We start from the raw sequence: 25506 nt of genomic DNA, 5'->3' as shown, positions 1-25506 counted from the left end.
AAAAACAAGCACAATGGCTCTGCATATCCTCACCGGAACAACAGGAGAAGACCTCGCCGCCGAATGGCTCACTGCTAAAGGTTTTGCAATACTGACCCGTAACTGGCGCTACGGCCGCTATGAGATAGACATCATCGCCAGCAGGAACTCCGTCCTGCATTTTATAGAAGTAAAATCGCGAAACTCGACACTCTTCGGCAACCCCGAAGAAAGCGTCAGCCGGAAAAAACTGAATAATATCATGCAGGGCGCCGCAGGGCTGGCTCGTCGGATACCCCGGCCACAAAAGAATTCAGTACGACGTCCTCGCAGTCACCCTCGGAAAGAACGGCCCCGAATATTTCCTTATCGAAGACGTCTACTTATAATCCTCCTACGGCCGCCTTTTCCATGATATTCTCTACCAGACGATACGTGGCCGGGCAATACTCGATGTTCTGATGGTACATATGCATGTAATCCTGTCCCATCTTCTTGTTGTGATGCGGAAATCCGGCGCAGTCCCTGGGACGAACGGCATAGATATCGCACATATTCGTCTTCAGATCGAGAAACTGACAGGGCTGCCTGACATTCATCCAGTCCCCCGTCTTGTCCTTGTATAACCATTTCTCGCGGAATGCCGCAGGCGTCATATTCAGATGCGCCGATATCCGGCGGATATCTTCGGCCGTATAAGTGGGCGACATGGTCTTACAGCAATTGGCACAGTCCAGACAATCCGTACGGCCCCAGGACGCCTTATCCGCCTCTTCCTGCATCTTCTTCATCCCCCTCGGGACATTCTTCTCCAGGCGGGTTAAAAAATTCCTCATCCTGCGCCTGTTCCTGAGAACTTCCTGCCTGAAACTACGTAGATTGACTGTTACCATGCGTTTTTGGGTTGAAAGAGACAAACCTACGGGAAAATGGACAAATCCCTCATAACAACCCAAAATTTCGACTAAAGCCCTCAAAACCAGGAAACTCGCTTAAATCCTCCTAATCTGCAATTAACCTGTCGTTAACTATTAATTAACTCCGGAATTCATTTTTGTTGGGTTGTATTAGTTTTGGTTTTATATTTACGTTGCTAACTGACTAACAACATGAGAAAACACACCCCCCCAACGGCATCATTCCGTCCATTCGTTACGACCCGGACATTCCTCCTAACATATAGTTCCACTACTGACGGCGAAAGCCACAAGGCACTCTGCGTACATCAACCCAGAGCGGCAGCCTCATTTTGCGTACCCGCAAACATGAACGGCTGAACCCATGCCCCTACCCGCCATCCGCGCCAAAACCCAAACACCCGCACCACAGTTACACATCATATAAACACCTTTAATCACGATCAAAACTGACACACGAATGAGAAAACTACTGACACTGTCCCTCGCGCTCGTCTTTTGCGCATCGACGGTACTCGCACAAACCCGGTCCATCACCGGTAAGGTCACAGACGAAAAGGGAGAACCAATCCCCTTCGCGTCCATCCTCATCAAAGGGCACAGACAAGGCGTCTCCGCCGACCAGAACGGGAACTTCCTGACCAGGGGTCAACGCGGGCGAAACGGTCGTCATCTCCGCCGCAGGCTACTCTCCCAAAGAGTACAAGATCGGCAGCGAGAGCACCATCAATATGACCCTTTCCCGCAACCAGGGAGCCATCGAAGAAGTAGTGGTTACAGCCCTCGGCATCAAACGGTCAAAGAACACCCTCCCCTACGCCGCCCAGCAGATCACCGGCGATGACGTCAGCCGCGTCCGCAGCGGCAACGCCGTCAGCGCACTTTCCGGTAAGATCTCCGGCCTCGAGATCCGTCAGGGCAACGCCATGGGCGGTTCGACCAACGTCGTCATCCGTGGAAACAAGTCCTTCATATCAAACAACCAGGCCCTGTTCGTGGTGGACGGAGTGCCCTTCAACAACGCGAATACCAATACCGCAACGCAGCAGCGCGGCGCGGGTGGCTACGACTACGGCAACGCCGCGGCAGACATAAACCCCGACGACATCGAATCGATCAACGTCCTGAAAGGCGCCGCATCCAGCGCACTCTATGGCTCCCGCGCCAGCAACGGGGTTATCATGATAACCACCAAACAAGGCCGCAGAGGAACCAACGTTACGGTAAATGCGGGTCTCACCGTAGGCAAGATCGACAAGTCGACCTTCCCTACCTACCAGCATGAATACGGTGCGGGTTATTCGTCCAACTACACGAAGGACGGCTTCTGGTTCTTCGACGTTCTCGGCAACGGTACAAAAGAGTATGTTGTCCCGACCTCCGAAGACGCTTCCTATGGCGCGAAGTTCGACCCGAACCTCCTGGTCTACCACTGGGACGCTTTTGACCCCACCTCTCCCTACTTTCATACTAAACGCCCATGGGTAGCTGCCAAGAACGATCCTTCGACCTTCTATGAGACCTCCGTCTCCAACAACACCAACATTCGCCTCGACGGCGCCGGTGACAAAGGAAGCTACAAGCTGGGCTTTACCCGCAACGACGAGAAAGGCACCCTGCCCAACAGCCACCTGACAAAGAACACACTCAACTTCGCCGCCAGCTATAACGTCGCCCGCGGCCTTACGGCATCGGCTACCGTCAACTACTCCCGCATGACCGGCCTCGGCAGATACGGCACGGGCTACAGCGGCCTCAACCTCAACCAGAACTTCCGCCAGTGGTATCAGACCAACGTCGATATCCAGGAACAGAAGGAAGCCTTCTTTCGTACGGATAAGAACATCACCTGGAACTGGGCCGACCCTTCCACGCAAGCCGGCCTCGTCTCCAAGTATACCAACAACTACTACTGGACCCGCTATAAGAACTACGAGAACGACAGCCGCAATCGTACGTTCGGCAACGTCGCCCTCAACTATAAGGCTACCAGCTGGCTCAACTTCGTCGGTCGCATATCCGTCGACAACTACGACGAGATCCGGAGAAGAGCGCATCGCCGTTGGCAGCCAGGGGACTCCGCTCTACACCCGATTTAACAGACACTGGAACGAGACCAACTATGACCTCATCGCCAACATCGACAAAGACCTCAGTCCCGACCTCAACCTGAAGGGTCTCGCCGGTTTTAACAAGCGCAAGGAAGAGGAAAGTTCGATCTTCGCCACTACCAGCGGCGGACTCGTAGTTCCCAATTTCTATGCTATCTCCAACTCCAAGGGTACGGCTCCTGCACCGACCGAAATATACAGGCCCAGGGCCGTCGACGGCTATTTCGGAGGCGCTACGCTGACCTGGCAGGGCTTTCTGTCACTCGACGCATCCTACCGCGGTGACCGTTCTTCGACCCTGCCCAAAAACAATAACAGGTATTCCTACTATTCCGTCAGCGGCAGCTGGCAGTTCGCGCACCACCTGCAGAATCTCCAGTGGCTGTCCAGCGGTAAGCTGAGAGCCAACTACGCAACTGTCGGTAGCGACGCCCCCCGCTGGCCCTGAAGGACGCCTACGACGTCAACGCGCCCTTCGGAAGCACGCTGCTCTATTCCCTGCCTGACACCAAGAACAATCCCTTACTCAAGAACGAACGGACGGACAGCAAAGAGATCGGCCTTGAAATGTCGTTCCTGCAGAGCCGCATCGGATTTGACCTGACCTACTACACGACCACTACGAAAGACCAGATCTTTGCCGTCAACGTATCGACAGCTTCCGGCTTCGCCTCCAAATACGTCAACGCCGGTAACGTGTCGAACAAAGGCATCGAAGCCACGCTGTACTTCACACCCGTCAAGACGAATGATTTCAGCTGGAACGTGAACGTCAACTGGACGCGCAACCGCAGCAAGGTGCTGTCGCTGTTCGAAGGAACGCAAAACCTGCTGCTCACCAGCTTCGCAGGGCGGCGTTACCATCAACGCAACGGTCGGTCAACCTTTCGGCACCATCCAGGGCAAGACCAATGTCAAGCTCAACGGCCGTCCCCTCATCGCCTCCACAGGCTATGACAGCGTCACCACGACGACCAATAACGTTCTCGGCAATTCCAACCCCGACTGGATCGGCGGCATCTACAATACTTTCAGGTATAAAAGATTCTCGCTCGGCTTCCTCGTCGACATGCGCCAGGGGGCGACCTGTTCTCGCTCGACCTGTATTATGCTTCCACCACCGGTATTCTTCCCAATTCGGCCGGACTCAATGACCTGGGCAATCCCCAGCGCAACACCCTCGCCAATGGCGGCGGCGTCATCCTGCCTGGCGTAACGGGAGACGGAAAACCCAACACCAAGCGCGTGGTCGTTTCCGCCAACTCGCCAACCAAGCCGAATTCACAGTTTGTCTATGACGCCAGCTATATCAAGCTCCGCGAAGTGGTGTTCTCCTACAACCTGCCTTCCAGCGTCTGGGGCAAGGCCGCATTCATCAAGGGGATGGAGCTTTCGGTCGTAGGCCGCAACCTCTGGCTGATCCACAAGAACCTGCCCTATGCCGATCCCGAAGAGAACCTTTCTTCCGGCAACTCACAGGGCTACCAGAGTGGCGCCTATCCGACAACCCGTTCGCTCGGCGTCAACCTGAAAGTAAAACTCTAACACAAAAAAATTTCGAGATATGTTTTCAAAAAATAAAGTACTGATCGCCGCATTCGCTGTCTTCCTGCTGCAATCCTGTACAAAAAATATCGACAGCATCAACGACGAGACAAAGAAGCCGATTTCGGCCCCTCCCGGCGCACTGTTTGCCAATGCCACGCGCAACCTCTCGGACGGACTGGCCAACGCCAGCGTGAACATCAATGTCTGGCGCTTCACGGTAAAACACTGGGCTATGACCACCTACCAGGACGAAGCCCGCTATAATTTCACAACCCGCAATATCCCCCAGGCCTGGTGGAACCGTATGTACAAAGACGTGCTTTCGGACATGAACAACGCAACACAGCTGGTCAAGGCCGACGCCAATATCGCTCCGGCCGTCAAGACCAACCAATTGGCGATCCTCGACGTCATGCAGGTATATACCTACGGCATCCTGGTGAATACTTTCGGCAACATTCCTTACTCTCAGGCCCTCGACTTCACCGTGACCCGGCCCAAATACGACGACGCCAAAACGGTCTATGCCGATCTCATGAAACGCCTCGGCGACGACATCTCCAAAATGAGCACAGCCTCCGGAGCCGGTTTCACCTCCACGGAAGACATGCTCTGCGGAGCCAGCATGGCCAAATGGATCAAATTTGCCAACGGCCTTCGTCTTAAAATGGGTATGTTACTCGCAGACGTCGATCCCTCTGCCGCAAAAGCAGCCGTCGAAGCATCCGACGCAGGGGCCCCCGCATCCGCTACAGACAACGTGTCGCTGACCTACCTGGGTAGCACCCCCAACACCAACCCGTTGTATTCGGACATCGTCCTCGGCGGGCGCGGTGACTATGTCGCGGCTACGGACCTCATGACACCGCTGCTCAGCATGTCCGACCCCGCACTGCCGGCTTCTTCGCCAAGAACAACAACGGCGACTTCGTTGGCGGCACCGTCGGCTCGAACAATACCCTGTCGGCAACTTCCCAGCCTTCTTCGAAGGTATCCGCCGCCACCGCTCCCAACTTCTTCATGGACTACGCCGAGATCGAGTTCTTCCGCGCCGAAGCCATCGAAAGAGGCTACACCGTAGCGGGAACGGCAGAAGCCCACTATAACAACGCCATCACGGCATCCATCCTCGCCTGGGGCGGTTCCGCTACAGACGCTGCCACCTACCTCGCTCGTCCGGACGTAGCATATACGACCGCCACCGGCGACTGGCACCAGAAGATCGGCTTCCAGAAATGGATCGCCCTCTACAACCGCCCCTATGACGGATGGACCGAACTTCGCCGCCTCGACTATCCGAAGCTCAGCGCGCCCGTATCCGCTGTCTCCGGATTCCCCAACCGCTTCTCCTATCCAACAGCGGAGCAGCAGGTGAACAACGACAACTACACCAAAGCATCCAGCGATATCGGGGGCGATAAAGTAGAAACGAAACTGTTTTGGGATAAATTTTGATCCGTATACCTACCTCATGTTGACTCAGGAGCCGGCCTTTATTAAAAGCCGGCTCTTTTTTTAGTTATCTTCGGCCCATGTGGGACCCGTATAAAAAAGGATATAAGGCCCTGGCTCCAGCTGGAAAGATCACTGTCGGACAATTCCATTGAGGCTTACCTGCGGGACGTCGACAAACTGACACAATACCTGCAATCGGCAGGTACACTGAAAGCCCCCTGACGCCATCGGGCTCAAAGACCTCCAGTCCTTTCTCCACTGGATAGCCGAACTGGGGCTGAACGCCACCTCTCAGGCCCGTATACTTTCGGGCATCCGGTCCTTCTACAAGTATTGCTCGATCGAACAGATCGTCAGGACAGACCCAACCACACTCCTGGAATCTCCCCGGCTAAAAAGAGCCCTCCCCGATATCCTCAGCTTTGACGAGATCGAGGCGATCATCGGCCACATCGACCTGAGCAAACCCGAAGGCGGGCGTAACAAGGCCATCCCGGAAACTCTTTATAGCTGCGGACTCCGCGTCAGCGAAGTCGTCAACCTCCGCCTCTCCTGCCTCTATCTCGACGTGGGTTTCATACGCGTCATCGGCAAAGGCGATAAGGAAAGACTGGTGCCCATCGGCAGTTCCGCGATAAAATATATCCAGATCTATCAGCGCGATATCCGCGTCCACGTCCCGCCAAAACCAGGCAACGAAGACATCCTCTTCCTCAATCCGCCGCGGCGCCAAACTCACCCGGGTCATGATATTTCTGCTGATAAAAGACCTCGTTCAAAAAGCCGGCATCGGCAAGAACATCTCTCCGCATACCTTCCGCCATTCGTTTGCTACCCATCTCGTGGAAGGCGGAGCGGACCTCCGGGCCGTCCAGGAAATGCTGGGACACGAAAGCATCACCACCACCGAGATCTACACCCACCTCGACCGCGAATTCCTCCGCGAGACCCTGCACCGCTACCACCCGGCTTTCAAACCCGGCACTACCAGGTAATCAACATTTCCTTATCTTTATTTCGTTGTCTTTCTTAACAAATATATCATCCGACGATCGGGGCGATCAGGAGCTGGTCTCCGCCTACCAGTCCTCCTCCGACCTCAATATATTGACAACCCTCTACCAGCGGTATCTCGACCTGCTGTATGGTGTCTGCCTTAAATACCTCGGTGAATCCGAATCCGCGAAGGATGCCGTAATGGATATTTTCGAAGAGCTGGCGCAAAAACTACCCAAACACGAGGTAGCGTATTTCAGAGGCTGGGTCTACACCCTCGCTAAGAATCACTGTCTCATGAAGTTACGTTCTTCCAACCGGGTCCGCACCGGGAGCTTCGACCCCGATCATATGCAAACGGCGGAAGATTTGCATCTGAATGACAGGATGGAGAAGGAAGCACAACTAGGCCGGCTGTCCAAATGCATCGAGACCCCGGCCGCCGACCAGCGCACAGTCGTCGAACTCTTCTACCTGAAAAATTTATGTTATAAGGAAATAGCGACGATCACCGGCCTGCAATGGAATAAGGTCAGAAGCCATATCCAGAACGGCAGAAGAAATTTAAAGATCTGTATCGAACAACAGGAGAAAGCCACAGCATGAGCGGACAAATGAAAAATACCACCCATTATTCTGGATCGGATATCCAGCGCTATCTGAATGGAGAGATGTCTGCCCGCGAAATGTTCGATCTGGAAAAAGCAGCCCTCGAAGACCCCTTCCTGGCAGACGCCATCGAAGGCTATGAGGCCCATCCAACTGCCGCCGGCGACCTCGGCGAACTCCACGCCAGGCTAAACACCCGCGCGACCGGTCCCGCCAAAACCCAGCCCCTCACACCGGGCAAAATCCGCTTGCTCATACCATGGAGGAGAATCTCCGTTGCAGCAGTCCTCTTCATCGGACTGGGCTTCAGCGCCTGGTACTTCCTTATAAATACCAGATCCGGACAACCAACCGTCGCGACTCAAAAGGTGGGTACCCCCACCGGCCGCACCTGTGAAAGCCGACTCAGCCGGTCCCTCGACCGCGTACGCCGGGGGCGCCAAAGAATCCGCCGAACCCGCCGCAACGCCACAAGCCGAAACAACCAGACCCGCCAAAACCCTCAAACAATCGCCCGTCATAAAACAAAAGGACCTTACCTCCTCACAACTCACCAAACCGGCGCTCCCATCTGAAGCGGACAAAATACAGGCCGACAGTATTCAATACAATGTCCCCGCCGTTGCACCCGGCCTGGCCCTATCAGAAAAAAGCCGCCCCGACGCCGTCAGCCGTCCCCGCGCAATCGGCCTTCACCCCCTCATACAAAAGAAGCCAGGAATTCCGGTCCTTCGGGGATACCCTTCACGCCGTCGCCATCTTCCCCGCCAGAACCTTCTCCGGCAAAGTTCTCGACTTTAACAATAAACCGTTGCCCGGCGCGACCCTGCAACTAGCCGGCAGGGCCTCTGCCGTCACGGACAACCAGGGCTATTTCAGCATAAAGATCGATCCCGCCAAAAACCACGACTCCATCCTTCGCGTCAACGTCGGTATGGTCGGCTATGAGCCCTCATCACTAGCCTTCAACACCCTCGACCCCCGTGCAGCGAACGGCAACCTTATCTACCTCAAACAACAATCCAACTCCCTCGACGAAGTCGTAGTCATCGGATATGGCGCCAAACGCAGAGAGACAAGAGCCTTCGTCTCCTCACCCGGCGAGGAAAAGATCGACTCTTTATGGATAACCGTCGCGCCGGTATGCGGAAGACAAGCCTATCTCGACTATCTGACCGCAGGGAAAAAGACCCTTGGCGCCGACTCCGGCGTAAGAGGAACGGTCCTCGTCTCCTTCGACGTCAGCAAAAAGGCGTGCTTTCTTCGTTCAAGGTCGAACGTTCGCTGACCCCCGCACACGACGCGGGCGTGATCCGATTGATATCGGAAGGTCCTCAGTGGAAAGTGAGTAAGAACCATCCCGCCCGCGCCGCAGTACGCGTCACATTTTGACGTAATTTCGGCCCTCAAAACCACCATTACATGAAGAAGCTATTGCTTTCCTTTGTCCTTGCAGGGTATCTCTGTACGCCCTCCATGGCACAATCCATTAAAACGCCTGCGCCTTCCACACCCCAGTTCGTACGACAGGATTTTGGCCTCTCTTCCATCGAACTCTCCTATTCCAGTGCCGGGAGTAAAAGGCCGTAAGATCTTCGGCGACCTCGTCCCCTTCGGCAAAGTATGGCGCACCGGGGCCAATCAGGCAACAACACTCACCTTTGGCGACCCGGTCACCATCGGTGGAACCAAAATACCCGCCGGCAAATACGGACTGCTCACCATCCCCGCCGCCGACGAGTGGACCATCATTATCACCCGCCGAGCTGGACGTCACCAGCCCTGCGGCATACAAGCCCGACCAGGACATCGTCCGCGTCACGGCCAAAACCCATGACCTGCCCTTCTCGGTCGAGACCTTCACCATCCTGTTCGCAGACGTGACGTCCTCTTCCTGCAGCCTGCAGCTCATCTGGGAAAACACCATCGTGATGCTGCCCATCACTACCGATATCGACTCGAAGATCATGGCCCAGATAGACAACGCCATGAACAAGGACAACCATCCCTATTATACGGCTGCCATGTACTACCTGGAAAATGGCAAGGATCTCAATAAAGCATTGGAGTGGTTTGACAAAGCACTGGCCCTGGACCCTACAGCCTTCTTCGTTGCCTATCAGAAAGCCCGCTGCCAGGCGAAACTGGGCAAGAAACAGGACGCCATCGCCACCGCGAAAAAGGGATCGAACTGGCCAAACAGGCCAACAATTCAGACTCACGTCGCCCTCAACGAAAAGCTCATCGCTTCTCTCCAATAATATGTCTCTGCAATTAATGAAACCCGGCGGTCGCCGGGTTTTTTATTTCTCATCCGGGTCGCTGCGGGGAGGAAGGAACACGCTTGCATAAGAAAGGATTTAATAGTTCGCTCAATACGACCACCCCGGCCGCGCCGATCACGTTCAGCCACAGAAAACTCAGCCCAACGACCTTCTTCTGGATCAGCACGCCCAGCACGACCACACCTATCTCGACAATGACGGCGCTGACGAATACCGCATGACCGCCAATGCGTTTGCGATAGAACGCAACCAGGAATATCCCCAGAATCACTCCATAGAACAGGGAACTCCAGCACATTCACCGCCTCGATCAGGCTGTTTCCCAGATTGTAGGCCAGCTGCGCCACCGCCACACAGAACGCCCCCCAGAAAAAGGTGTACAACCGCGAAAGCCGGTATTCTCTGGACCGCAGAGACCCCGCGCGAGAAGCGCTTGTGAAAGTCGATGATCGTACACGAAGACAGCGAGTTCAGCGTAGCCGAGATAGAACCCCATGCCGCAAGGAATATCACGGCAATGAGCAGCCCGACAAGCTCCCTTCGGCAGATAGTCGGTGACAAACCGCAGGAAAATGTAGTTGGTATCATTCGAATCCCCGCCGATATCATCCAGCCAGCGGCGGACCGTCGCCTTATAAACTTCCTTCCCGTCCCCTGCCGGATCGCCGCCCAGCCGCCGCTGCTCGAGCGCATCGTACTGCGCCGTAACGATCGCCAGCGAATCCTTATACTTCGAATGCTCCAGTACCGTGATCTGCGATTTATTAAAAAAGATCGGCTCGGGATTATACTTATAAAAGGCAAAGACCATCACGCCCAACAGCAGAATGAGGAATTGCATCGGCACCTTGACCAGGCCGTTCAGCAACAACCCCAGCCGGCTCTCCGTCAGCGACCGCGCCGTCAGATACCTCCCCTCACCTGGGACTGGTCCGTCCCGAAATACGAGAGGGCGAGAAAGAACCCTCCGATCGTTCCGCTGAGCAGATTGTAGCGGTCGTTCCAGTCGAATCCCTTTCCCCTGCTCTCGAATCCCGTCGTAATCACATTCAGCTTGCCCGCGCGGCCTCCGATATGCAGTATCTCGCTCAACCCGACCCCCGCGGGCAGCCTGTGTACCACGATATAGGCGGCAATGGTCATCCCGCTAAAGATGATGATCATCTGCAGTTGCTGCGTATAGGCGACCGCCTTTGCGCCGCCCGTCACCGTATAGATGATCAGCAGACCACCCATAAAAATATTGGTCCAGACGATATTCCAGCCCAGCAGGGAAGAAAGGATGATGGAAGGGGCCGAAATACTGATCCCCGTGGAAAGGCCCCGCTGTAAAAGAAAAAGAAAAGAGGTTAGTGTCCTGGTCTTGCCGTCGAACCGCTTCTCGAGGTATTCATACGCCGTGAACACCTTCAGCCGGTGAAAGACGGGGACAAAACTGATACATAGCACAACCATCGCCAGCGGCAGCCCTGAAATAGTATTGCACGAACCGCATCCCGTCCGTATACGCCTGCCCGGGAGCCGAGAGGAAAGTGACCGCACTGGCCTGCGTCCCCATGATGCCCAGCAGCACCATATACCAGGGAACCGTCCTGTTCGAGAGGAAATAGCCTTCCAGATCCTTTGTGCCCCCGGCCCTTATACAGACCATAGGCAATGATAACAAGCAACGTCAGCGCTAATACGAACCAGTCAGGACGGCTCATGAAAAATGTTTGGTCAGCAGATAAAAGAGCGCAACGCACACGGCCAGAAAGCCGATAACCAGCGCATACCAGTAGCTCCATTTTTTGAACAGGGGCACCCGCTCTTCATCCATAGATTTATTTTTTATTCCTGTTTGTAGCCAGCCAGGCCACCGTCAACCCTATGATAAGCCCGACCACCAGTCCAAAGGTCGCGCGTTTTATAAATCGCCCCACTACCAGTCCTGTAATAATCGCTATGACGAGAGCGATATCGATCCGTCTGCGCATCAGAACCCCTCTTTTTGATTCAACGCAATGATATTCGCCATCAGCCGGTAGGCGCCCGGCACCCCGGCCGGTAACTCCCGGAAAAAGACCAGGCCCGTATAGACAAAGGTCCCCTTCCCATAGTTCGCAACTACCAGACTCCCCTTCTGCTCCTGCTCCCCGTGGTCCTTCATCGACAGCACCGCCTGATAGGCCGGATCGGTCTGACCTGCAAAATAGATACCCCGCTCCTGTATCCACCCGTCAAAATCCTTATCCGTGATCTTGTTCGGATAGTTCAGTACCGGATGCTGCGGCTGCAGGAAATTCACCTGCGCCCGCTCGTCCGTCACCCGGATATTGCTCACGGCAAAACCATACGGTCCGATATTGGTATTCATCCGGCCCAGGTTGTCCCTGTTATACTGGACGACCAGATTGCCGCCCTCCTTTACATAGTCCATCAGAATATCGTGTCTCGACAACAACCACCCATGGACATCATAGGCCCGGACACCGGTAACAACGGCGTCGAACTGCCTGAGGTTGGCTGCCGTCACGTCTCTTTCCTTCAGGGGCACTACTTCATACCCCATCTGCTGAAGGGCCTGGGTACCTTGTCTCCCGCGCCCTCGATATAGCCAATACGATGCCCCGCCGTCCTGACGTCCGCCATCACAAATTTTTCGACAGCCGGACGGAAATAGTCGATCCGCGGAATATGGTCATATGCGATGGTCTTCATCTCCAGTGGCGGTGTCCCTGCCGACCAGCAGATTCGCCGTCTCTATCCCCGCGGTACCGCTGAGGGGCTGCGCCTGCCACGAAAATCCGCCTGCAATAGAGCCCCCGTTCGCCTTTACCCCCACGCCCGGCGTGAGGGGTCAGCTGCATCGCCGGCAGCTTCCCGCGCCCCGTATGATCCGTCGCCTCCACCCAAAAAGACTTATGCTCCTTGTCCGTGAACAGGACCAGACCCGGGTCGAACGACGCCGTCGCAGGCGGCAGTATTGTCAGCGGCTGATAAAGCTCGCCCTTTACGGCATCGGTATACTTGTAGAGCACCGGGCGCGTGAACACCATCTCCTCGCCGCCGACGTCCAGCCTGAATTTAACCTCATAGGCCGGCGCGCTCAGCGGATTGCCGATGAGCTGCTGGTCCTTCACATTGAAAGAGCCCGGCGACATCGGCTCGGCCAGCCAGTAAGGCTGCGTAACGGGATGCCTGGGCGATACATAAATATTATGCAAAAAAGAATAATTCCTGTCGCCTTCTAGCTGCTGCCGCCAGGCGGTATCGAATCCGTCCACACTCACCCCGCGAACGGCGATCGGCGAACCCAGCCGGTTGTTGACCACGATCCCCACCGACAGCGAATCTCCCTGCACAGCATAAGGGCCGCGCACCACGGCCTCGAGCCAAAGCCCGCTGCAGGCCTCTATCAACTGCTGAACTTCCTTCAGCTTCTGCGTCTTCCAGTACCCGTCCTTCAGCTGACCGATAGCCTTATATACCCCAACCAGTCCCGGCACAGACTTCTCCGGATGCAGCAGGGAAAAGTCCTGCACCAACTGGTCGACCATTCGGCTGATCTTTTCACCTCCCTCTACCCTGCTCCGGTAGTAACTACACCGTCCATCGGGTCGTCATGCGCGGGCTCCCCGGCGACCGGATTGAAATATTCCATCGACTGACCACGGGCAGGGGTAAGCGCCGCCCCCTGGCTCTTGTGATTGGTGCGACTCTCCGCGGCGATCTCGCCATAGCTCTTGCCCAGTATCGGATTGTAACCGCCCACGTCTATTTTTACCAGCGCCTCCATGCCCGCAGCCACACCGCCGAAATTGAAACCGTTCCACAGGATCCTTTTGGCCTGCCAGGGCTTCACGCCATACTTCAACTGTTCCGGAAACTTCGACGGATCGGCAGCAGCGCTGAACGCCTCGTGTGCAAGCACCGCCGACGCCGAGTGATGCCCGTGCCCCGCCCGGCTGTCCTCCGGAAAACGCGTGATAATGACATCCGGCTGAAACTTCCGGATGACCCAAACCACATCGCTCAGTATCTTTTCCTTATTCCAGGTCGTCAGCGCCTCCTCGGTCGACTTGGTGAACCCAAAATCAAAGGCCCGGGCAAAGAACTGTTCCGCGCCATCCATCCTCCTCGCCGCCATCATCTCCTGCGTCCGGATCAGTCCCAGCTCGACACCCTGCTCGTCTCCTATCAGATTTTGTCCGCCGTCCCCCTCGTCATCGCCATATAGGCGGTGCGATACAGCCTGTCCTTCGCCATATAGGCGATCAGCCGTGAATTCTCATCGTCCGGATGTGCCGCTACATACAGGACTGTCCCCAGCACATTCAGCTTTTTCATGCGCAGGTAGATATCTCCCGAAGTGATCGTCGCAGGAGCCTGCGCGAGCACAACATTTCCCAATAAAAATACCGCCATGGCGGCTCCGACAACCTTAAACATTCGATATTCTTTTAATCTGTGATTCGTTAACCGGGTCAAAAAAGAGTTACTGACCCACCAAAAATACTCCGTTACAGAACAACAATTTCCCGTTCTCCCAAAAACTGCGGAAAAGAGGATCATCCGCCATATATATGGTCTTCCCCCTGCCCATCTCCTGCACGCCGAAAAGCAACCCGTCCTTCAGCTTCTCCTTGGCCTTCACACCGGTAAACCCGCTTACATAGTTGTCCTTCCGGATAACCCCGATATTCCATCCGCCATCCTTCAGGAATTCGTAAAGGTTATCGTCCTGCTTGATCGTATAGTAGTGGTCGGGATAACCAAAGGCCAGCGGATGCGAATTGTCCAGCTCCACCTTGTATATAGAGCCGGGAACGCTGTTCGTCACCTCATCTCTTTGCCGGTTCTCATAACGGCGCAACGACTGATTGCCCTCGTCCTTCTTTCCCTTCTCCTCTTCTTTTTTTGTCGGCCTCCCCCTTCAGCCTGATCCCCCAATCCAGTTTCGACAACTGGGCCACGGCGCCCTCCATCGCGATCAGCCTTCCCCCTTCCCTGACCCAGCTGCGGATAAGGTCCTCATTGCTCTTTTCTTCCAGCGCCTTGTAATACCCGTTCGGCAGGATCAGCACGTCAAAATTCTTCCACGTAGTACCCCCTATCTCATCGGCGTTGATCAGCGTGACGGGATAGTCGATCTCCTGCTCGAAAAGATGCCATACTTCTCCGGCGTCCAGCGAACTGACCTCCTCACCGGTCAGCAGGGCGATACGGGGCTTATGTACCAGGTGGACAAGATCGCTGCCGAAGTCGGCCCCCTTTTCCACGAAACCGGAAGTTATGCGCTCCGGCACCACCCCGGCCCTGTGGCTGGCGTTCATTACGACGGACCACAAGCTATCCGGCTGTCCGTTGCCGGTAGCCGTTATCAGCAGCGTCCCGCTGCCATAGGAGATGCCTCCCGTCTGAAAGGGTCGCTCCGCATATCTTACTTTTATATCCTTCCGCAGCATCTCCGTCAGAAAACGGACGCTCCGCATACCCGTCCAGCGGATCGCATACCCGTATGACCGGTCGGGCATTACCCGCGCCGGCCCCGCTATCGCCTTATCATCCCCTTTGACGTAGGCATTCAGGCCATACGCCTGCACGCCATATACAAAAGGTACGGACCACGCCGTGATATCATAAGTGACGGAATCGCTGATATGTGACTGCCGCTCGAACAACACCCGCAGCAGATTCGACTTGGGCTGGTCGGCATTGATGACGATATCCCCCGGCGCGGCCCTGAATCCGGCTGTCTTTCCGGTCTCATAGTCAACCCCGGTAAAACTGCCCGCTGATACCGGTGACCATTCGATCAGATTCCTGTCCAGAAAATTCTTCAGCCGCTCGAGCCGGTCACCGAAAGAATCGTTCCGCAGAAAATACGCCTTATACTCGCCGCCCGGACGCGCTACCGCATCAACAAAGTACTGGTGGAATTGTTTTACGAGCCTGGCCGCGTGCTGCGACGCGACTTCTATCGTCGAGATCCCCGTGGTGAAATGGTGCTCCAGGCGGTCTTCCAGCGTAAGCGTATCCCCATCGGCCGTCTGCACCGCCAGACCGGCCCCAATGCCACCCTGCTCGAAAGTCATCCCGATCGCACCATTATAAATGGGATAGGTATCCCCATAGCTGGGATAGAAAAGGTCGAACTCCTGCTTGGTAAAATACAACCAGCCATTCGAGTCGAAATATTTCGCGTTATTTTTTCCTATCATCACCTGAAACTCCCGCTGCCACGGAGTGATGACGTCGTGATACGGCTCGGCCGCCGGAGCGAAATAGTAAGGATTGTTATAGCCCTGCTCGTGATAGTCGACGTGCACCTGGGGCAGCCACGCATTGTATTTCTTCAGCCTCTGCTGGGTCTCCGTCTGCGTCTGCCAGGCCCAGTCCCTGTTGAGATCGAAATTATAGTGATTGCTCCTGCCCCTCGGCCAGGGCTCCTGATGTTCTCTGGCCTGCCGGTCGGCATTCGGCTGCACCCCGACGACGTCATTGTACCAGTTGACATAGCGATCCCTGCCATCCGGATTGATACAGGGATCGATGACGATCACCGTATTCTTCAGCCAGGTCTGTACCCGCTGATCCGTCGCACCCGTCAGTGTATAAAGGGTCTTCATCGCCGCCTCCGAAGAAGCCGGCTCATTCCCGTGCACGTTATAACTAAGCCATACGATCACCGGCGCGGTCTCATCTCCCGCCTTGTCGTGAAGGACTCCAGCCAGGCGGAGATTGTTCAGACGGATCTCCTCCAGCCGCCGCATATTCTCAGGCGAAGCGATATACGCCAGCAGCAGCGGCCTGCCCTCATAAGTCGTCCCATACTGCTCCAGCTTCACCTGGTCCGGCTTCGAATCCGCCACCGCCTTAAAATAGTCCACGATCCTATGGTGCGGCGTGAAATGCTTTCCCAGCGGATAGCCGAGAAATGCCTGCGGCGAAGGCACAGCGCTCTGGGAAAAACTAGAATTGGCGATCAGCAAAAACAGAAAGACCAGATATCGGTGGCTAAACATAGTGTCGAATGTAGGCAATCGGGTAAAATAAAAAAATGGTAACTTACGTTGAAATTCATACTCTCTTTATGCGCTTATCGGCTATCGCCATCGCAACCTTCCTGATCCCAGGCCTTCTGCAGGCACAATCCAAAACAATTACGGTATCCAACGGCGCAGTTGTATCCGCCAACCCACATGCCAGCGCCGCAGGCGTGGCTATACTCAAACAGGGCGGAAACGCCTTCGACGCCGCGATCGCCACCCAGCTCGGCCCTCGCCGTCGTATACCCCGCCGCTGGCAACATCGGCGGCGGCGGTTTCATGGTCGCTCACCTCGGGAAAGCCAACGGCAAACTTCCGGCCGGTGCCAACATCGCCATCGACTACCGCGAAAAAGCCCCCGCCGCAGCCACCCGCGATATGTATCTGGACTCCGCAGGCAATGCCCGCACCGACCTCAGCCAGAACGGACACCTTGCCTCCGGCGTCCCCGGCGCCGTAGCCGGCGTCTTCGCCGAACTGAAATACGCCCGGCTCCCCTTCGCCCGCCTCATCCAGCCCGCCATCGACCTCGCCGACGACGGGTTCGCCATCACGGCGGCGGAAGCCCGCAGCCTCAACGCCGGCCAGTCCGGGTTCAAAAAATACAACACCGTAACCCCCGTTTTCATAAGAGACGCCGGCTGGAAGGCCGGCGACATCCTGATCCAGAAAGACCTCGCCGCCACCCTCCGCCTCATCCGCGACAAGGGCGCCAAAGGCTTCTACGAGGGCCGCACCGCGCAGCTGATCCTCGAAGAGATGCGAAGAGGCCACGGAATTATTACCGCAGCCGACCTCAAGGCATATACCGCAAAAGAACGTACGCCCTCCATCTTCCCCTACAGGAACTACACGGTAGTTACCATGCCCCTGCCCAGCAGCGGTGGCGTAGTCCTGCAGCAGATGCTCAAAATGGCGGAGAACTTTCCCCTCAAAGACTATGGTTTTCTTTCCGTCAAGGCGGTCCACCTCATGACCGAGGTCGAACGGCTCGCGTATGCGGACAGGGCCCAGTTCCTCGGAGATAAGGATTTCTATGCCGTCCCCGTATCGACCCTGACCAGCGCGGCATACCTCAAAAAACGCATAGCCGATATCCCCCCGGACAAAGCAGGCAACAGCAAAGACATCCAGGCGGGTGTGCTGTCCCCGGCCAGCGAAGAGACTACCCACTTCGAGGTCATGGACAAGGACGGCAACGCCGTCTCCATCACGACAACACTCAACGGCGGCTACGGTAGCGGCGTAGTCGTAGGCGGCGCGGGCTTTTTCCTCAACAACGAAATGGACGACTTCAGCATCAAACCGGGCGTACCCAATATGTACGGGGCGCTCGGTACCGACGCCAATGCCATCGCCCCCGGCAAACGCATGCTCAGCTCTATGACCCCCAGCATCGTTCTCGACAAAGGAAAGGTCTACCTCGTCGTAGGAACCCCGGGCGGGACCACCATAACCACTTCCGTCTTTCAAACCATCGTCGACGTCCTCGACTTTGGACTCAGCCCCGACGAAGCCGTCAACAAACCCAAATTCCACCACCAATGGCTACCCGACGAACTATACGTCGAATCCGGCTTTCCCAATGCAACACGGGACAGCCTTAAGGCAATGGGGTATACCATCACTCCGCGCGGAGCCATCGGCAGGACCGAACTGATCCGCGTCACCCCCGACCACCGGCTTCAGGCAGTTGGCGACTCCCGCGGCGACGACACCGCCGACGGCTATTAAACGACAAAAAATTTTAACCTAATGAACGCTACCCTTGGTCAGACTTATCTCGAATCCGTCATCAAAAGATTCATGACCTACAAGACGCTCGGCGATGCCACCTTCTCCCAGCTCGATTGACAAAGACTTTCACTTCGTCCCCGTGGCATCCCCCGGATCCAGCCTGACCTCCAACAGCATCGCCGTCATCATCAACCATATGGCGGGCAATATGACCAGTCGCTGGACCAATTTTCTCACCGAAGACGGTGAAAAACCGGGCCGCAACCGCGACCAGGAATTTACCGACCCCAGCCTCGGAAAAGAAGACCTGCTCGCCCTTTGGGAGAAAGGCTGGACCTGCCTCCTGGATACCCTCCGTTCCCTGAGGGAAGAAGACCTCATGAAGACCATCACCATCCGCCACGAACCCCTCATGGTCGTCGATGCCATCAACAGACAGTTGGCCCATTATCCCCACCACGTCGGCCAGATCGTGTATATCGGTAAGATGATACGCGGCGAAGCCTGGCAAAGTCTTTCCATTTCCAGGGGCGCTTCCGAAGCCTTTAACCAATTCATGCAGGACAAGCATATTAGACGATAAACTTTTCCCAATTCTTAGGGTCTACGAATTTTGAGCTTTTATTGGTATCGAATTTGCACAACGCCCCTGAAAGCGTAATTTTACCACCTGAAATGGTTAGCCCCTGAGAAAGATCTGGAAAATACTCCGTAATACATTATTAATTCTATTACTGTTACTGATTACGGGATGGGTTCTCATCCAGCTGCCCCCGGTCCAGACATGGCTGGTTTCACAGGTGACCAACCGCCTCTCCCACGACCTCCATACCACCATCCGGATCAAACACGTCGACTTCTCCCTTTTTAACAAGATGATGATGGATAGTACCCTGGTGGAAGACAAGAACAGGGACACCCTCCTCTTTGCGGGCAGAGTAAAAGTAAACATCACCGACTGGTGGTTTTTCAAGGATAAAGCCCAGCTGAAATATATCGGCCTTGAAGACGCCACCATCAAGCTCCAGCGTACAGACTCCATCTGGAACTATCAGTTCCTCGTCGACTATTTTTCGTCGCCGCCGCCGACAAATCCGGCCCTGAAAGATACCACTCCGGGACTGCAGCTCGACCTGAAAGAGCTGGACCTGACCAATATCCATTTTCTCAAACGCGACGGCTGGCGGGGAGAGGACATGGAACTGCGCCTGAAAGGTCTGGCACTCGACGCCGACACCATCAGTTTTCACGAAAAGATAGCCCGTATCCGCACGCTCAGCTTCTCCAAACCGGACTTCATCCTGTCCAACTACAAGGGAAGAAGACCCCATCCCCCGATAGATACCGCGGCCATCGTCAACGATCCCCTTCACCTGCGGCTGAACCCCGACGACTGGGACTTTACAGCCGGCAGCATCTCGATAAAGAACGGGTCCTTCCGCCACGAAGAAAAGGCCGATACCGTCATCAACCAATACTTCGACGGCGACCATATCTTCTTTTCCGCCGTCAACACCAGCTTCACCAACCTCCGTCTCAGACGCGATACCATTACCGCTCAGCTGCTGCTCAGCACCAAAGAACGCAGCGGCCTCGACGTAAAAACTCAGCGCCCGCATAAAGTGGTTTCCGGAAGCCATGGAGTTTGCGCACCTCGACCTGCAAACCAACCGCAGCCACCTCCGCAACTTCTTCGCCATGCGTTTCAATACCCTGGACGACATGTCGGATTTTGAGACAAAGATCAGAATGGACGCAAGATTCACCGACTCGGAAATCAGCAGCGACGACATCGCCTTTTTCGCACCCGATCTGAAGAATTGGGACAAACGCATACGCATCACCGGCGACCTGCAGGGTACCGTTTCCGATCTCCAGGGAAGAAAGGTGGTGGTAGAGGCAGGCAAAAATACCCTGCTCAACGGCGACATACACCTGAAAGGACTACCCCACATCGAAACCACACATATCGAATTTACGTCCAACGAGTTCCGGACTACCTACGCGGACATGCTCACCCTCGTCCCTGCGATAAAGGACGTCCACCAGCCCCGTCTCGACCAGGTCAGCTGGCTCCGGTTCAGGGGAATATTTTCGGGGACCATCCGCGACTTCGTCACAAAAGGCACCATCGAAACCAACCTCGGCGCCCTGTCCACCAATGTCGACATGCAGTTCCCTGCAAATGGCCCGTCCCTCTACTCCGGTACGCTTTCGACGGATAGCTTCCGGCTCGGCACATTTCTCGACAACGACAACCTGGGCCGGATCGCCTTCCAGGGTAAGATCGGCGGCGCAGGTCTGAGGACAGGAACCCTCAACGCTACCCTCGACGGAACGATCTCCTCGCTCGAATTCAACAACTATACTTATCAGCAAATAAAGGTCAACGGCGCCGTGGCCAAAAGGAAATTCAACGGAGAGCTCACGACCAGCGACCCCAATTTGGGCGTACACCTCAACGGATTGATCGACTTCAGCCAGCTGCAGCCAAAATTCGACTTCACCGCCGAAGTTTCCAAGGCAGACCTCAGCAAACTGCATTTTACCAACCAGTCCGTACAGTTCAACGGAAAATTCAAATGCAATTTTACCGGCGACGACATCGACAATTTCCTGGGCAACGCCAGCATCTACGACGCCTCCGTCTTCAAGAACGGCCAGAGGGTATCTTTTGACTCCCTGACCCTGGAATCCAGCATCATCGACAACAACAAGACCATCACCGTCGTCAGCAATGAGTTCGACGGCGCCGTCGTCGGCGAGTTCTCTATCAAAGACCTGCCCGCATCCTTTCAGACCTTTCTCAACAAATACTATCCCAGTTATATCAAGCCCGCCAAAGCCGTACCCATCAACCAGAACTTCAGCTTTGTCATCACCACTAAGAAGGTCGAGGACTATATCGACCTGTTCAACAAAGACCTGAAGGGCTTCAACAACTCCGCTATCAGCGGCCGTATCGATACCAGGGACAACCTGCTCGACCTCAACGTCGATCTGCCTTCCTTTGGCTATAAACACATCGCCTTTGACAAACTCACCCTGAAAGGGCGCGGCAATCTTGACAGCCTGTCCATAGAGACCAGCATCGGGGACGTACAGCTCAGCGACAGCCTCCACTTCCCATCAACGCATATCCGTCTCCGGTCGGCCAACGACCTGTCCAGCCTGCAGGTGACTACCAGTGCCAACCAGACACTCAACTCCGCCAATATCTCGGCAAGGGTCCAGACCCAGCCCACAGGGGTACACGTCACATTCGACCCGTCAACCTTCGATATCAACAGCAAGACCTGGAACATCGACAGGGACGGAGAGCTCGCCTTTAACAATAACGTGCTCTCGGCGGAAGGACTAAGGATCCATAGCGGCGACCAGGAGATAAGGATGACCACTCATCCCTCCGGCGAAGGCAACTGGAACGATATACACGTCGACGTAAAAAAGATCAATATCGGCGACTTTACTCCGTATATCGTCAAATCGGAAAGACTGGAGGGCCTGCTGACCGGCAGCATCGACATGACCAATCCCTTCGGCAAGCCTACGGTCAATTTCAACGGCGAAGCAGACCAGTTTCGATTCGCCAACGACTCCATCGGCCGCCTGCAGCTGTCCGGAGACTATCAGAACTCCACCGGCGCGATCAACGCCACCCTCCATTCGGATAACAAGAACTATCACCTCGACGCAAAAGCCCTGATCAATCTGAACGACAGCAGTGCTGGGCCGCCCATCGACATTGTCACCGACGTCGCCGATATGAAGGTCGACATCCTTGAAAAATACCTCGGCGGCATCTTTACCAATCTCACCGGCAACGCCAGCGGCAAGCTGCGGATCACCGGCCCGGGATCCCATCTCCTCTACCTCGGAACGGTCAATTTAAAGGACGCATCCCTCAAAGTCGCCTATACCCAGTGCACGTATAAGATACCGGCGGCAATAATCAATTTTAAAAAGGATACCATCGACTTCGGGTCCTTTCAGCTAAAAGACAGGCTCGGACACACAGCCGACCTCCTCCACGGCCGGCTGTTCCACCATGCATTCGACGACCTCGGCTTTGACTTCGAAATGAATACCAACCGGCTCCTCCTTCTCGATACCAAAGCCACGGACAACAGTCAGTTCTACGGCACCGTCATCGGCAAGGCAAGAATGACACTGAAGGGACCCGAAGAGAATATGGTCATGAATATCAAGGGAGAGCCGACGGACAGTTCCAACATATACCTTCCCCTTCCATCAGCCGGGAGAGCGGAGAGGCCGACTTTATCGTCTGGAAAGTGTATGGTAAAGAAATGAAGAACCTGGGCCCGGACAAAAAGGGCAGCAACCTGCTGGTCAACCTGGACATGTACGCTAACAATTACGCCAACGTATATATGATCCTCGACCCCATCAGCGGGGATATCATCAAGGCCAACGGCCACGGCAACCTTACCATGACCGTCGGAACCTCGGAAGACCTCCGGCTCAACGGCCGCTACGAGATCGACAGGGGAAGTTACAACTTTACCTTCCAGTCCTTTATCCACAAACCCTTTATCCTTAGCGAAGGAGTTGGCAACTATATCCAGTGGACCGGCAATCCCTACGACGCCGACATCGGCATCGAAGCCGTCTACAAGGCCGACAACATCCGGTTCAGCGACACTGGGGTCGCCAATGGAGGCAGCTCCTTTTTCAGCAACCCCAACCTCAACCGCCAGCGGGTGACCATTCTCGTAACGGCCAATCTCGCCGGCAAACTGGTGTCTCCAAGGATTACTTTCCACATCGATCAGGCGCAGAACAGCCCCCTGAAAGACGACCTGACCGCACAGTCTCTCATGCAGCTGATCCAGAATGACCCCAACGAACTCAACAAACAGGTATCCACGCTGGTCGTATTCAATACATTCGTCCCCCTGTCCAGCAGTGCAAACAACTTCGATCCCTCGACAGCCACCGCCAACGTAGTAGTGAACAGCATCTCCGGCGCCGTCTCCACCGGCGTCTCCAGGCTGCTGCAGTCACGCCTGCGCAGGGCTTTCAAAGACAACAGCATCCAGGTGAATTTCAACACCAACCTCTACAGCGGCGTGGCGGACGCAACGGGCGTCGCGGACCAGAGCCGCCTCGCCTACGACCGTACCAATTTTAATTTCTCCATCGCCAAAAGCTTTATGAACGAAAAGCTGACCCTCGTCGTGGGCAGTGCGCTCGACTTCGGCATGACGGCACAACAGGCGGCGGCCTCCTCCTTCCAGTTTCTCCCCGACGTCGCGGCAGAATACAAGATCACCCCCGACGGACGCGTAGCCCTTACGTTCTTCTATCGCGACTCCTATAATTATATCTCCACCGGCAACCATACGCAAAACAGCTCCGGCGCCAGCATCTCCTACCGCCGCGACTTCGACCGCATCGACGAGATCTTTAAAAAGAAGAAAAAGAAAAAGCCGGCTACCATTCCGGCCCCACCCCAGGACACTACGGGGTCAAAATAAATTACTTCAGGATCTCATGCCCTAACTTATCCCTCTTGGTAGTCAAATATCGTTCATTGTGGGGGTTGGGATGAATTTCCACCGGCACCGTATCTACGACCTCCAGACCATAACCCAGCAAACCAGCCCTCTTACGCGGATTGTTGCTGATCAGCCTCAGCTTTGTGATACCCAGGTAGCGCAGTATCTGAGCGCCCACTCCATAGTCACGCTTGTCCATAGGAAAGCCCAAATGAAGATTCGCCTCCACCGTATCCATCCCCTCTTCCTGCAGCTTGTAGGCCTTCAGCTTGTTCAGCAGGCCGATGCCCCTGCCCTCCTGGTTCATATATAATATAACGCCCTGGCCTTCCTTTTCCACCAGCCGCATGGCTTCGTGCAGTTGCTCCCCGCAGTCGCAACGGTAAGAGCCGAGTATATCACCCGTAAAACAGGACGAATGCACCCTCACTAATACAGGCTCACCCGGTTTCCACTCTCCTTTTACAAGGGCCAGATGTTCGTTATTGGTATTCTTTTCCCTGAAGGCGATAAGTTTGAAATGTCCAAATTGGGTAGGCATATCGACCCTCACGATCTCCTCGATCAGCGAGTCGGTCTTCAGCCGGTATTCGATGAGGTCCTTGATAGATATGATCTTGAGATCGAACTTCCTGGCGATCTCGACCAGCTCGGGCAGACGGGCCATCGTACCGTCCTCGTTCATGATCTCGACCAGAACCCCGGCCGGCTCCAGACCAGCCAGACGGGCCAGATCGATAGTCGCCTCGGTATGCCCGGCCCGGCGCAAAACCCCGCCGGTCTTGGCCCGCAACGGAAAAATATGCCCCGGACGACCCAGGTCCTCAGGCTTTGTCGCCGGATCGATCAGAGCCCTGACCGTAGCGGCCCTGTCATGGGCAGAAATGCCCGTGGTACAGCCGTGTCCCAGCAGGTCGACGCTGACGGTGAACGGGGTCTCGTGAATAGCCGTATTGTTATTGACCATCAGCCCCAAACCGAGCTCGTCGCACCGGCTCTCCACAAGGGGGGCGCAGATCAACCCCTTCCTTCCTTACTCATAAAATTGATGATCTCAGGGGTTACATTCCGGGCGGCTGTAATGAAATCTCCTTCATTCTCACGGTCTTCGTCGTCCACAACGATGACCAGTTTGCCCGCTTTTATATCTTCGATAGCACTTGGTATACTGGATAGCATAGATTGATTTAAACTGATGCAAAATTAACAATAAAAACGCCGGAAAGTTATGAAAGGATGCCTCGCAGCCAACACCCCCACAGGCCAGCCCCGGACCCTTACCCGCCGGTCCACAGCAACCATTCCTCATGGAAAATGGG

At 55.3% G+C, this 25506-nt stretch carries 32 protein-coding genes and 3 pseudogenes; 20 read left to right on the top strand and 15 right to left on the bottom strand.

All coding sequences use genetic code 11. From position 1 onward, the window contains the following. Positions 1-13 precede the first annotated feature (13 nt). Positions 14-394, top strand: coding sequence for a YraN family protein (locus ACQ86N_RS11330; RefSeq protein WP_431215248.1), 381 nt, complete (start codon positions 14-16; stop codon positions 392-394). Here ACQ86N_RS11330 and ACQ86N_RS11325 read toward each other — a convergent pair. Next, a complete protein-coding gene (locus ACQ86N_RS11325) occupies positions 363-872 on the bottom strand; it encodes a YkgJ family cysteine cluster protein (protein WP_431215247.1) in 510 nt (169 codons plus the stop codon). The two genes, ACQ86N_RS11330 and ACQ86N_RS11325, sit on opposite strands and share 32 nt — an antisense overlap. Before the next feature lie 484 nt (positions 873-1356). On the opposite strand from ACQ86N_RS11325, the gene ACQ86N_RS11320 reads away from it, so the two are divergent. The 14 genes and pseudogenes from ACQ86N_RS11320 to ACQ86N_RS11255 all read left to right on the top strand — a co-directional run bounded on the left by ACQ86N_RS11320 (position 1357) and on the right by ACQ86N_RS11255 (position 9876). Further along, positions 1357-1740, top strand: a complete 384-nt coding sequence (locus tag ACQ86N_RS11320; RefSeq protein ID WP_431215246.1) for a carboxypeptidase-like regulatory domain-containing protein — start codon at positions 1357-1359, stop codon at positions 1738-1740. Beyond that, complete coding sequence (locus ACQ86N_RS11315) at positions 1628-2995, top strand: TonB-dependent receptor plug domain-containing protein (protein WP_431215245.1); 1368 nt, start codon at positions 1628-1630, stop codon at positions 2993-2995. The genes ACQ86N_RS11320 and ACQ86N_RS11315 overlap by 113 nt, the downstream gene beginning before the upstream one ends. Before the next feature lie 579 nt (positions 2996-3574). Beyond that, entirely contained in the window at positions 3575-3964 is a 390-nt protein-coding gene (locus tag ACQ86N_RS11310; RefSeq protein WP_431215244.1) for a TonB-dependent receptor domain-containing protein, read from the top strand. A gap of 288 nt (positions 3965-4252) precedes the next feature. Beyond that, complete coding sequence (locus tag ACQ86N_RS11305; RefSeq protein WP_431215243.1) at positions 4253-4552, top strand: hypothetical protein; 300 nt, start codon at positions 4253-4255, stop codon at positions 4550-4552. 19 nt (positions 4553-4571) lie between these two features. Beyond that, a pseudogene (locus ACQ86N_RS11300) lies at positions 4572-6010 on the top strand (SusD/RagB family nutrient-binding outer membrane lipoprotein). A 66-nt stretch (positions 6011-6076) separates the two neighbouring features. Continuing rightward, positions 6077-6232 (top strand): site-specific integrase, encoded by a 156-nt coding sequence (locus tag ACQ86N_RS11295; protein ID WP_431217362.1) that lies wholly within the window; start codon positions 6077-6079, stop codon positions 6230-6232. 4 nt (positions 6233-6236) lie between these two features. Next, positions 6237-6683, top strand: a pseudogene (locus ACQ86N_RS11290) (tyrosine-type recombinase/integrase); the annotation flags it as partial. A 73-nt stretch (positions 6684-6756) separates the two neighbouring features. After that, entirely contained in the window at positions 6757-7005 is a 249-nt protein-coding gene (locus ACQ86N_RS11285; protein ID WP_431215242.1) for a tyrosine-type recombinase/integrase, read from the top strand. A gap of 25 nt (positions 7006-7030) precedes the next feature. Continuing rightward, entirely contained in the window at positions 7031-7612 is a 582-nt protein-coding gene (locus ACQ86N_RS11280; RefSeq protein ID WP_431215241.1) for an RNA polymerase sigma factor, read from the top strand. An 8-nt stretch (positions 7613-7620) separates the two neighbouring features. Next, positions 7621-8190 (top strand): hypothetical protein, encoded by a 570-nt coding sequence (locus tag ACQ86N_RS11275; RefSeq protein ID WP_431215240.1) that lies wholly within the window; start codon positions 7621-7623, stop codon positions 8188-8190. Between the two features lie 35 nt (positions 8191-8225). After that, positions 8226-8903, top strand: a complete 678-nt coding sequence (locus tag ACQ86N_RS11270) for a carboxypeptidase-like regulatory domain-containing protein (RefSeq protein WP_431215239.1) — start codon at positions 8226-8228, stop codon at positions 8901-8903. Positions 8904-9037: 134 nt separating this feature from the next. Next, positions 9038-9205: a hypothetical protein gene (locus ACQ86N_RS11265; RefSeq protein WP_431215238.1), complete on the top strand. Its 168-nt coding sequence runs from the start codon at positions 9038-9040 to the stop codon at positions 9203-9205. Then, on the top strand, positions 9183-9452 hold the full coding sequence (locus ACQ86N_RS11260) for a DUF2911 domain-containing protein (RefSeq protein ID WP_431215237.1): 270 nt from the start codon (positions 9183-9185) through the stop codon (positions 9450-9452). The genes ACQ86N_RS11265 and ACQ86N_RS11260 overlap by 23 nt, the downstream gene beginning before the upstream one ends. Continuing rightward, on the top strand, positions 9382-9876 hold the full coding sequence (locus tag ACQ86N_RS11255) for a DUF2911 domain-containing protein (RefSeq protein WP_431217361.1): 495 nt from the start codon (positions 9382-9384) through the stop codon (positions 9874-9876). Before ACQ86N_RS11260 ends, ACQ86N_RS11255 begins: the two co-directional genes overlap by 71 nt. 49 nt (positions 9877-9925) lie before the next feature. On the opposite strand, the gene ACQ86N_RS11250 is transcribed toward ACQ86N_RS11255, so the two are convergent. The 12 genes from ACQ86N_RS11250 to ACQ86N_RS11195 form a co-directional block, all read right to left on the bottom strand. Beyond that, entirely contained in the window at positions 9926-10198 is a 273-nt protein-coding gene (locus tag ACQ86N_RS11250) for a hypothetical protein (RefSeq protein WP_431215236.1), read from the bottom strand. 12 nt (positions 10199-10210) lie between these two features. Continuing rightward, positions 10211-10771: a hypothetical protein gene (locus tag ACQ86N_RS11245; protein ID WP_431215235.1), complete on the bottom strand. Its 561-nt coding sequence runs from the start codon at positions 10769-10771 to the stop codon at positions 10211-10213. 32 nt (positions 10772-10803) lie between these two features. Then, positions 10804-11355: a sodium:solute symporter family transporter gene (locus tag ACQ86N_RS11240; RefSeq protein WP_431215234.1), complete on the bottom strand. Its 552-nt coding sequence runs from the start codon at positions 11353-11355 to the stop codon at positions 10804-10806. Then, positions 11291-11551, bottom strand: coding sequence for a hypothetical protein (locus tag ACQ86N_RS11235; RefSeq protein ID WP_431215233.1), 261 nt, complete (start codon positions 11549-11551; stop codon positions 11291-11293). Before ACQ86N_RS11235 ends, ACQ86N_RS11240 begins: the two co-directional genes overlap by 65 nt. Positions 11552-11723: 172 nt before the next feature. Further along, positions 11724-11876 (bottom strand): hypothetical protein, encoded by a 153-nt coding sequence (locus ACQ86N_RS11230; protein WP_431215232.1) that lies wholly within the window; start codon positions 11874-11876, stop codon positions 11724-11726. Continuing rightward, positions 11876-12451, bottom strand: coding sequence for a hypothetical protein (locus ACQ86N_RS11225; RefSeq protein WP_431215231.1), 576 nt, complete (start codon positions 12449-12451; stop codon positions 11876-11878). Before ACQ86N_RS11225 ends, ACQ86N_RS11230 begins: the two co-directional genes overlap by 1 nt. Further along, positions 12436-12600, bottom strand: a complete 165-nt coding sequence (locus ACQ86N_RS11220) for a hypothetical protein (RefSeq protein ID WP_431215230.1) — start codon at positions 12598-12600, stop codon at positions 12436-12438. Before ACQ86N_RS11220 ends, ACQ86N_RS11225 begins: the two co-directional genes overlap by 16 nt. Continuing rightward, positions 12597-13439: a hypothetical protein gene (locus ACQ86N_RS11215; RefSeq protein WP_431215229.1), complete on the bottom strand. Its 843-nt coding sequence runs from the start codon at positions 13437-13439 to the stop codon at positions 12597-12599. Before ACQ86N_RS11215 ends, ACQ86N_RS11220 begins: the two co-directional genes overlap by 4 nt. A gap of 23 nt (positions 13440-13462) precedes the next feature. After that, positions 13463-14047, bottom strand: coding sequence for a PIG-L family deacetylase (locus tag ACQ86N_RS11210; RefSeq protein ID WP_431217360.1), 585 nt, complete (start codon positions 14045-14047; stop codon positions 13463-13465). A gap of 32 nt (positions 14048-14079) precedes the next feature. Further along, positions 14080-14331, bottom strand: a complete 252-nt coding sequence (locus tag ACQ86N_RS11205) for a hypothetical protein (protein WP_431215228.1) — start codon at positions 14329-14331, stop codon at positions 14080-14082. Between the two features lie 46 nt (positions 14332-14377). Continuing rightward, complete coding sequence (locus tag ACQ86N_RS11200; protein WP_431215227.1) at positions 14378-14755, bottom strand: hypothetical protein; 378 nt, start codon at positions 14753-14755, stop codon at positions 14378-14380. Next, the gene (locus tag ACQ86N_RS11195) at positions 14742-16907 is read right to left on the bottom strand and encodes a M14 family metallopeptidase (protein ID WP_431215226.1); all 2166 of its coding nucleotides are present in this window, start codon (positions 16905-16907) and stop codon (positions 14742-14744) included. Before ACQ86N_RS11195 ends, ACQ86N_RS11200 begins: the two co-directional genes overlap by 14 nt. Before the next feature lie 177 nt (positions 16908-17084). Here ACQ86N_RS11195 and ggt point away from each other — a divergent pair, with 177 nt between their 5' ends. The 5 genes from ggt to ACQ86N_RS11170 all read left to right on the top strand — a co-directional run bounded on the left by ggt (position 17085) and on the right by ACQ86N_RS11170 (position 24166). Next, on the top strand, positions 17085-18665 hold the full coding sequence (gene ggt, locus ACQ86N_RS11190) for a gamma-glutamyltransferase (protein ID WP_431215225.1): 1581 nt from the start codon (positions 17085-17087) through the stop codon (positions 18663-18665). Positions 18666-18807: 142 nt separating this feature from the next. Beyond that, positions 18808-19251, top strand: a complete 444-nt coding sequence (locus tag ACQ86N_RS11185) for a DUF1572 family protein (protein ID WP_431215224.1) — start codon at positions 18808-18810, stop codon at positions 19249-19251. Between the two features lie 217 nt (positions 19252-19468). Beyond that, complete coding sequence (locus tag ACQ86N_RS11180) at positions 19469-20404, top strand: hypothetical protein (protein WP_431215223.1); 936 nt, start codon at positions 19469-19471, stop codon at positions 20402-20404. Next, positions 20307-22979, top strand: coding sequence for a translocation/assembly module TamB domain-containing protein (locus ACQ86N_RS11175; protein WP_431215222.1), 2673 nt, complete (start codon positions 20307-20309; stop codon positions 22977-22979). Before ACQ86N_RS11180 ends, ACQ86N_RS11175 begins: the two co-directional genes overlap by 98 nt. After that, positions 22976-24166, top strand: a complete 1191-nt coding sequence (locus ACQ86N_RS11170) for a translocation/assembly module TamB domain-containing protein (protein ID WP_431215221.1) — start codon at positions 22976-22978, stop codon at positions 24164-24166. The genes ACQ86N_RS11175 and ACQ86N_RS11170 overlap by 4 nt, the downstream gene beginning before the upstream one ends. 1 nt (position 24167) lies before the next feature. Here the strand turns inward: ACQ86N_RS11170 and ribA are convergent, their stop codons facing one another. Together ribA and ribB are read right to left on the bottom strand one after the other, a co-directional pair. Then, entirely contained in the window at positions 24168-24854 is a 687-nt protein-coding gene (gene ribA / locus ACQ86N_RS11165; protein ID WP_431217359.1) for a GTP cyclohydrolase II, read from the bottom strand. Further along, positions 24831-25366, bottom strand: a pseudogene (ribB, locus tag ACQ86N_RS11160) (3,4-dihydroxy-2-butanone-4-phosphate synthase); the annotation flags it as partial. The pseudogene ribB and the gene ribA, both read right to left, overlap by 24 nt. Between the last annotated feature and the right edge of the window lie 140 nt (positions 25367-25506).

The organism is Puia sp. P3 (genome assembly GCF_050632245.1).
Lineage (GTDB): Bacteria > Bacteroidota > Bacteroidia > Chitinophagales > Chitinophagaceae > Puia.
This window is presented reverse-complemented; position numbering and strand designations above follow the sequence as displayed.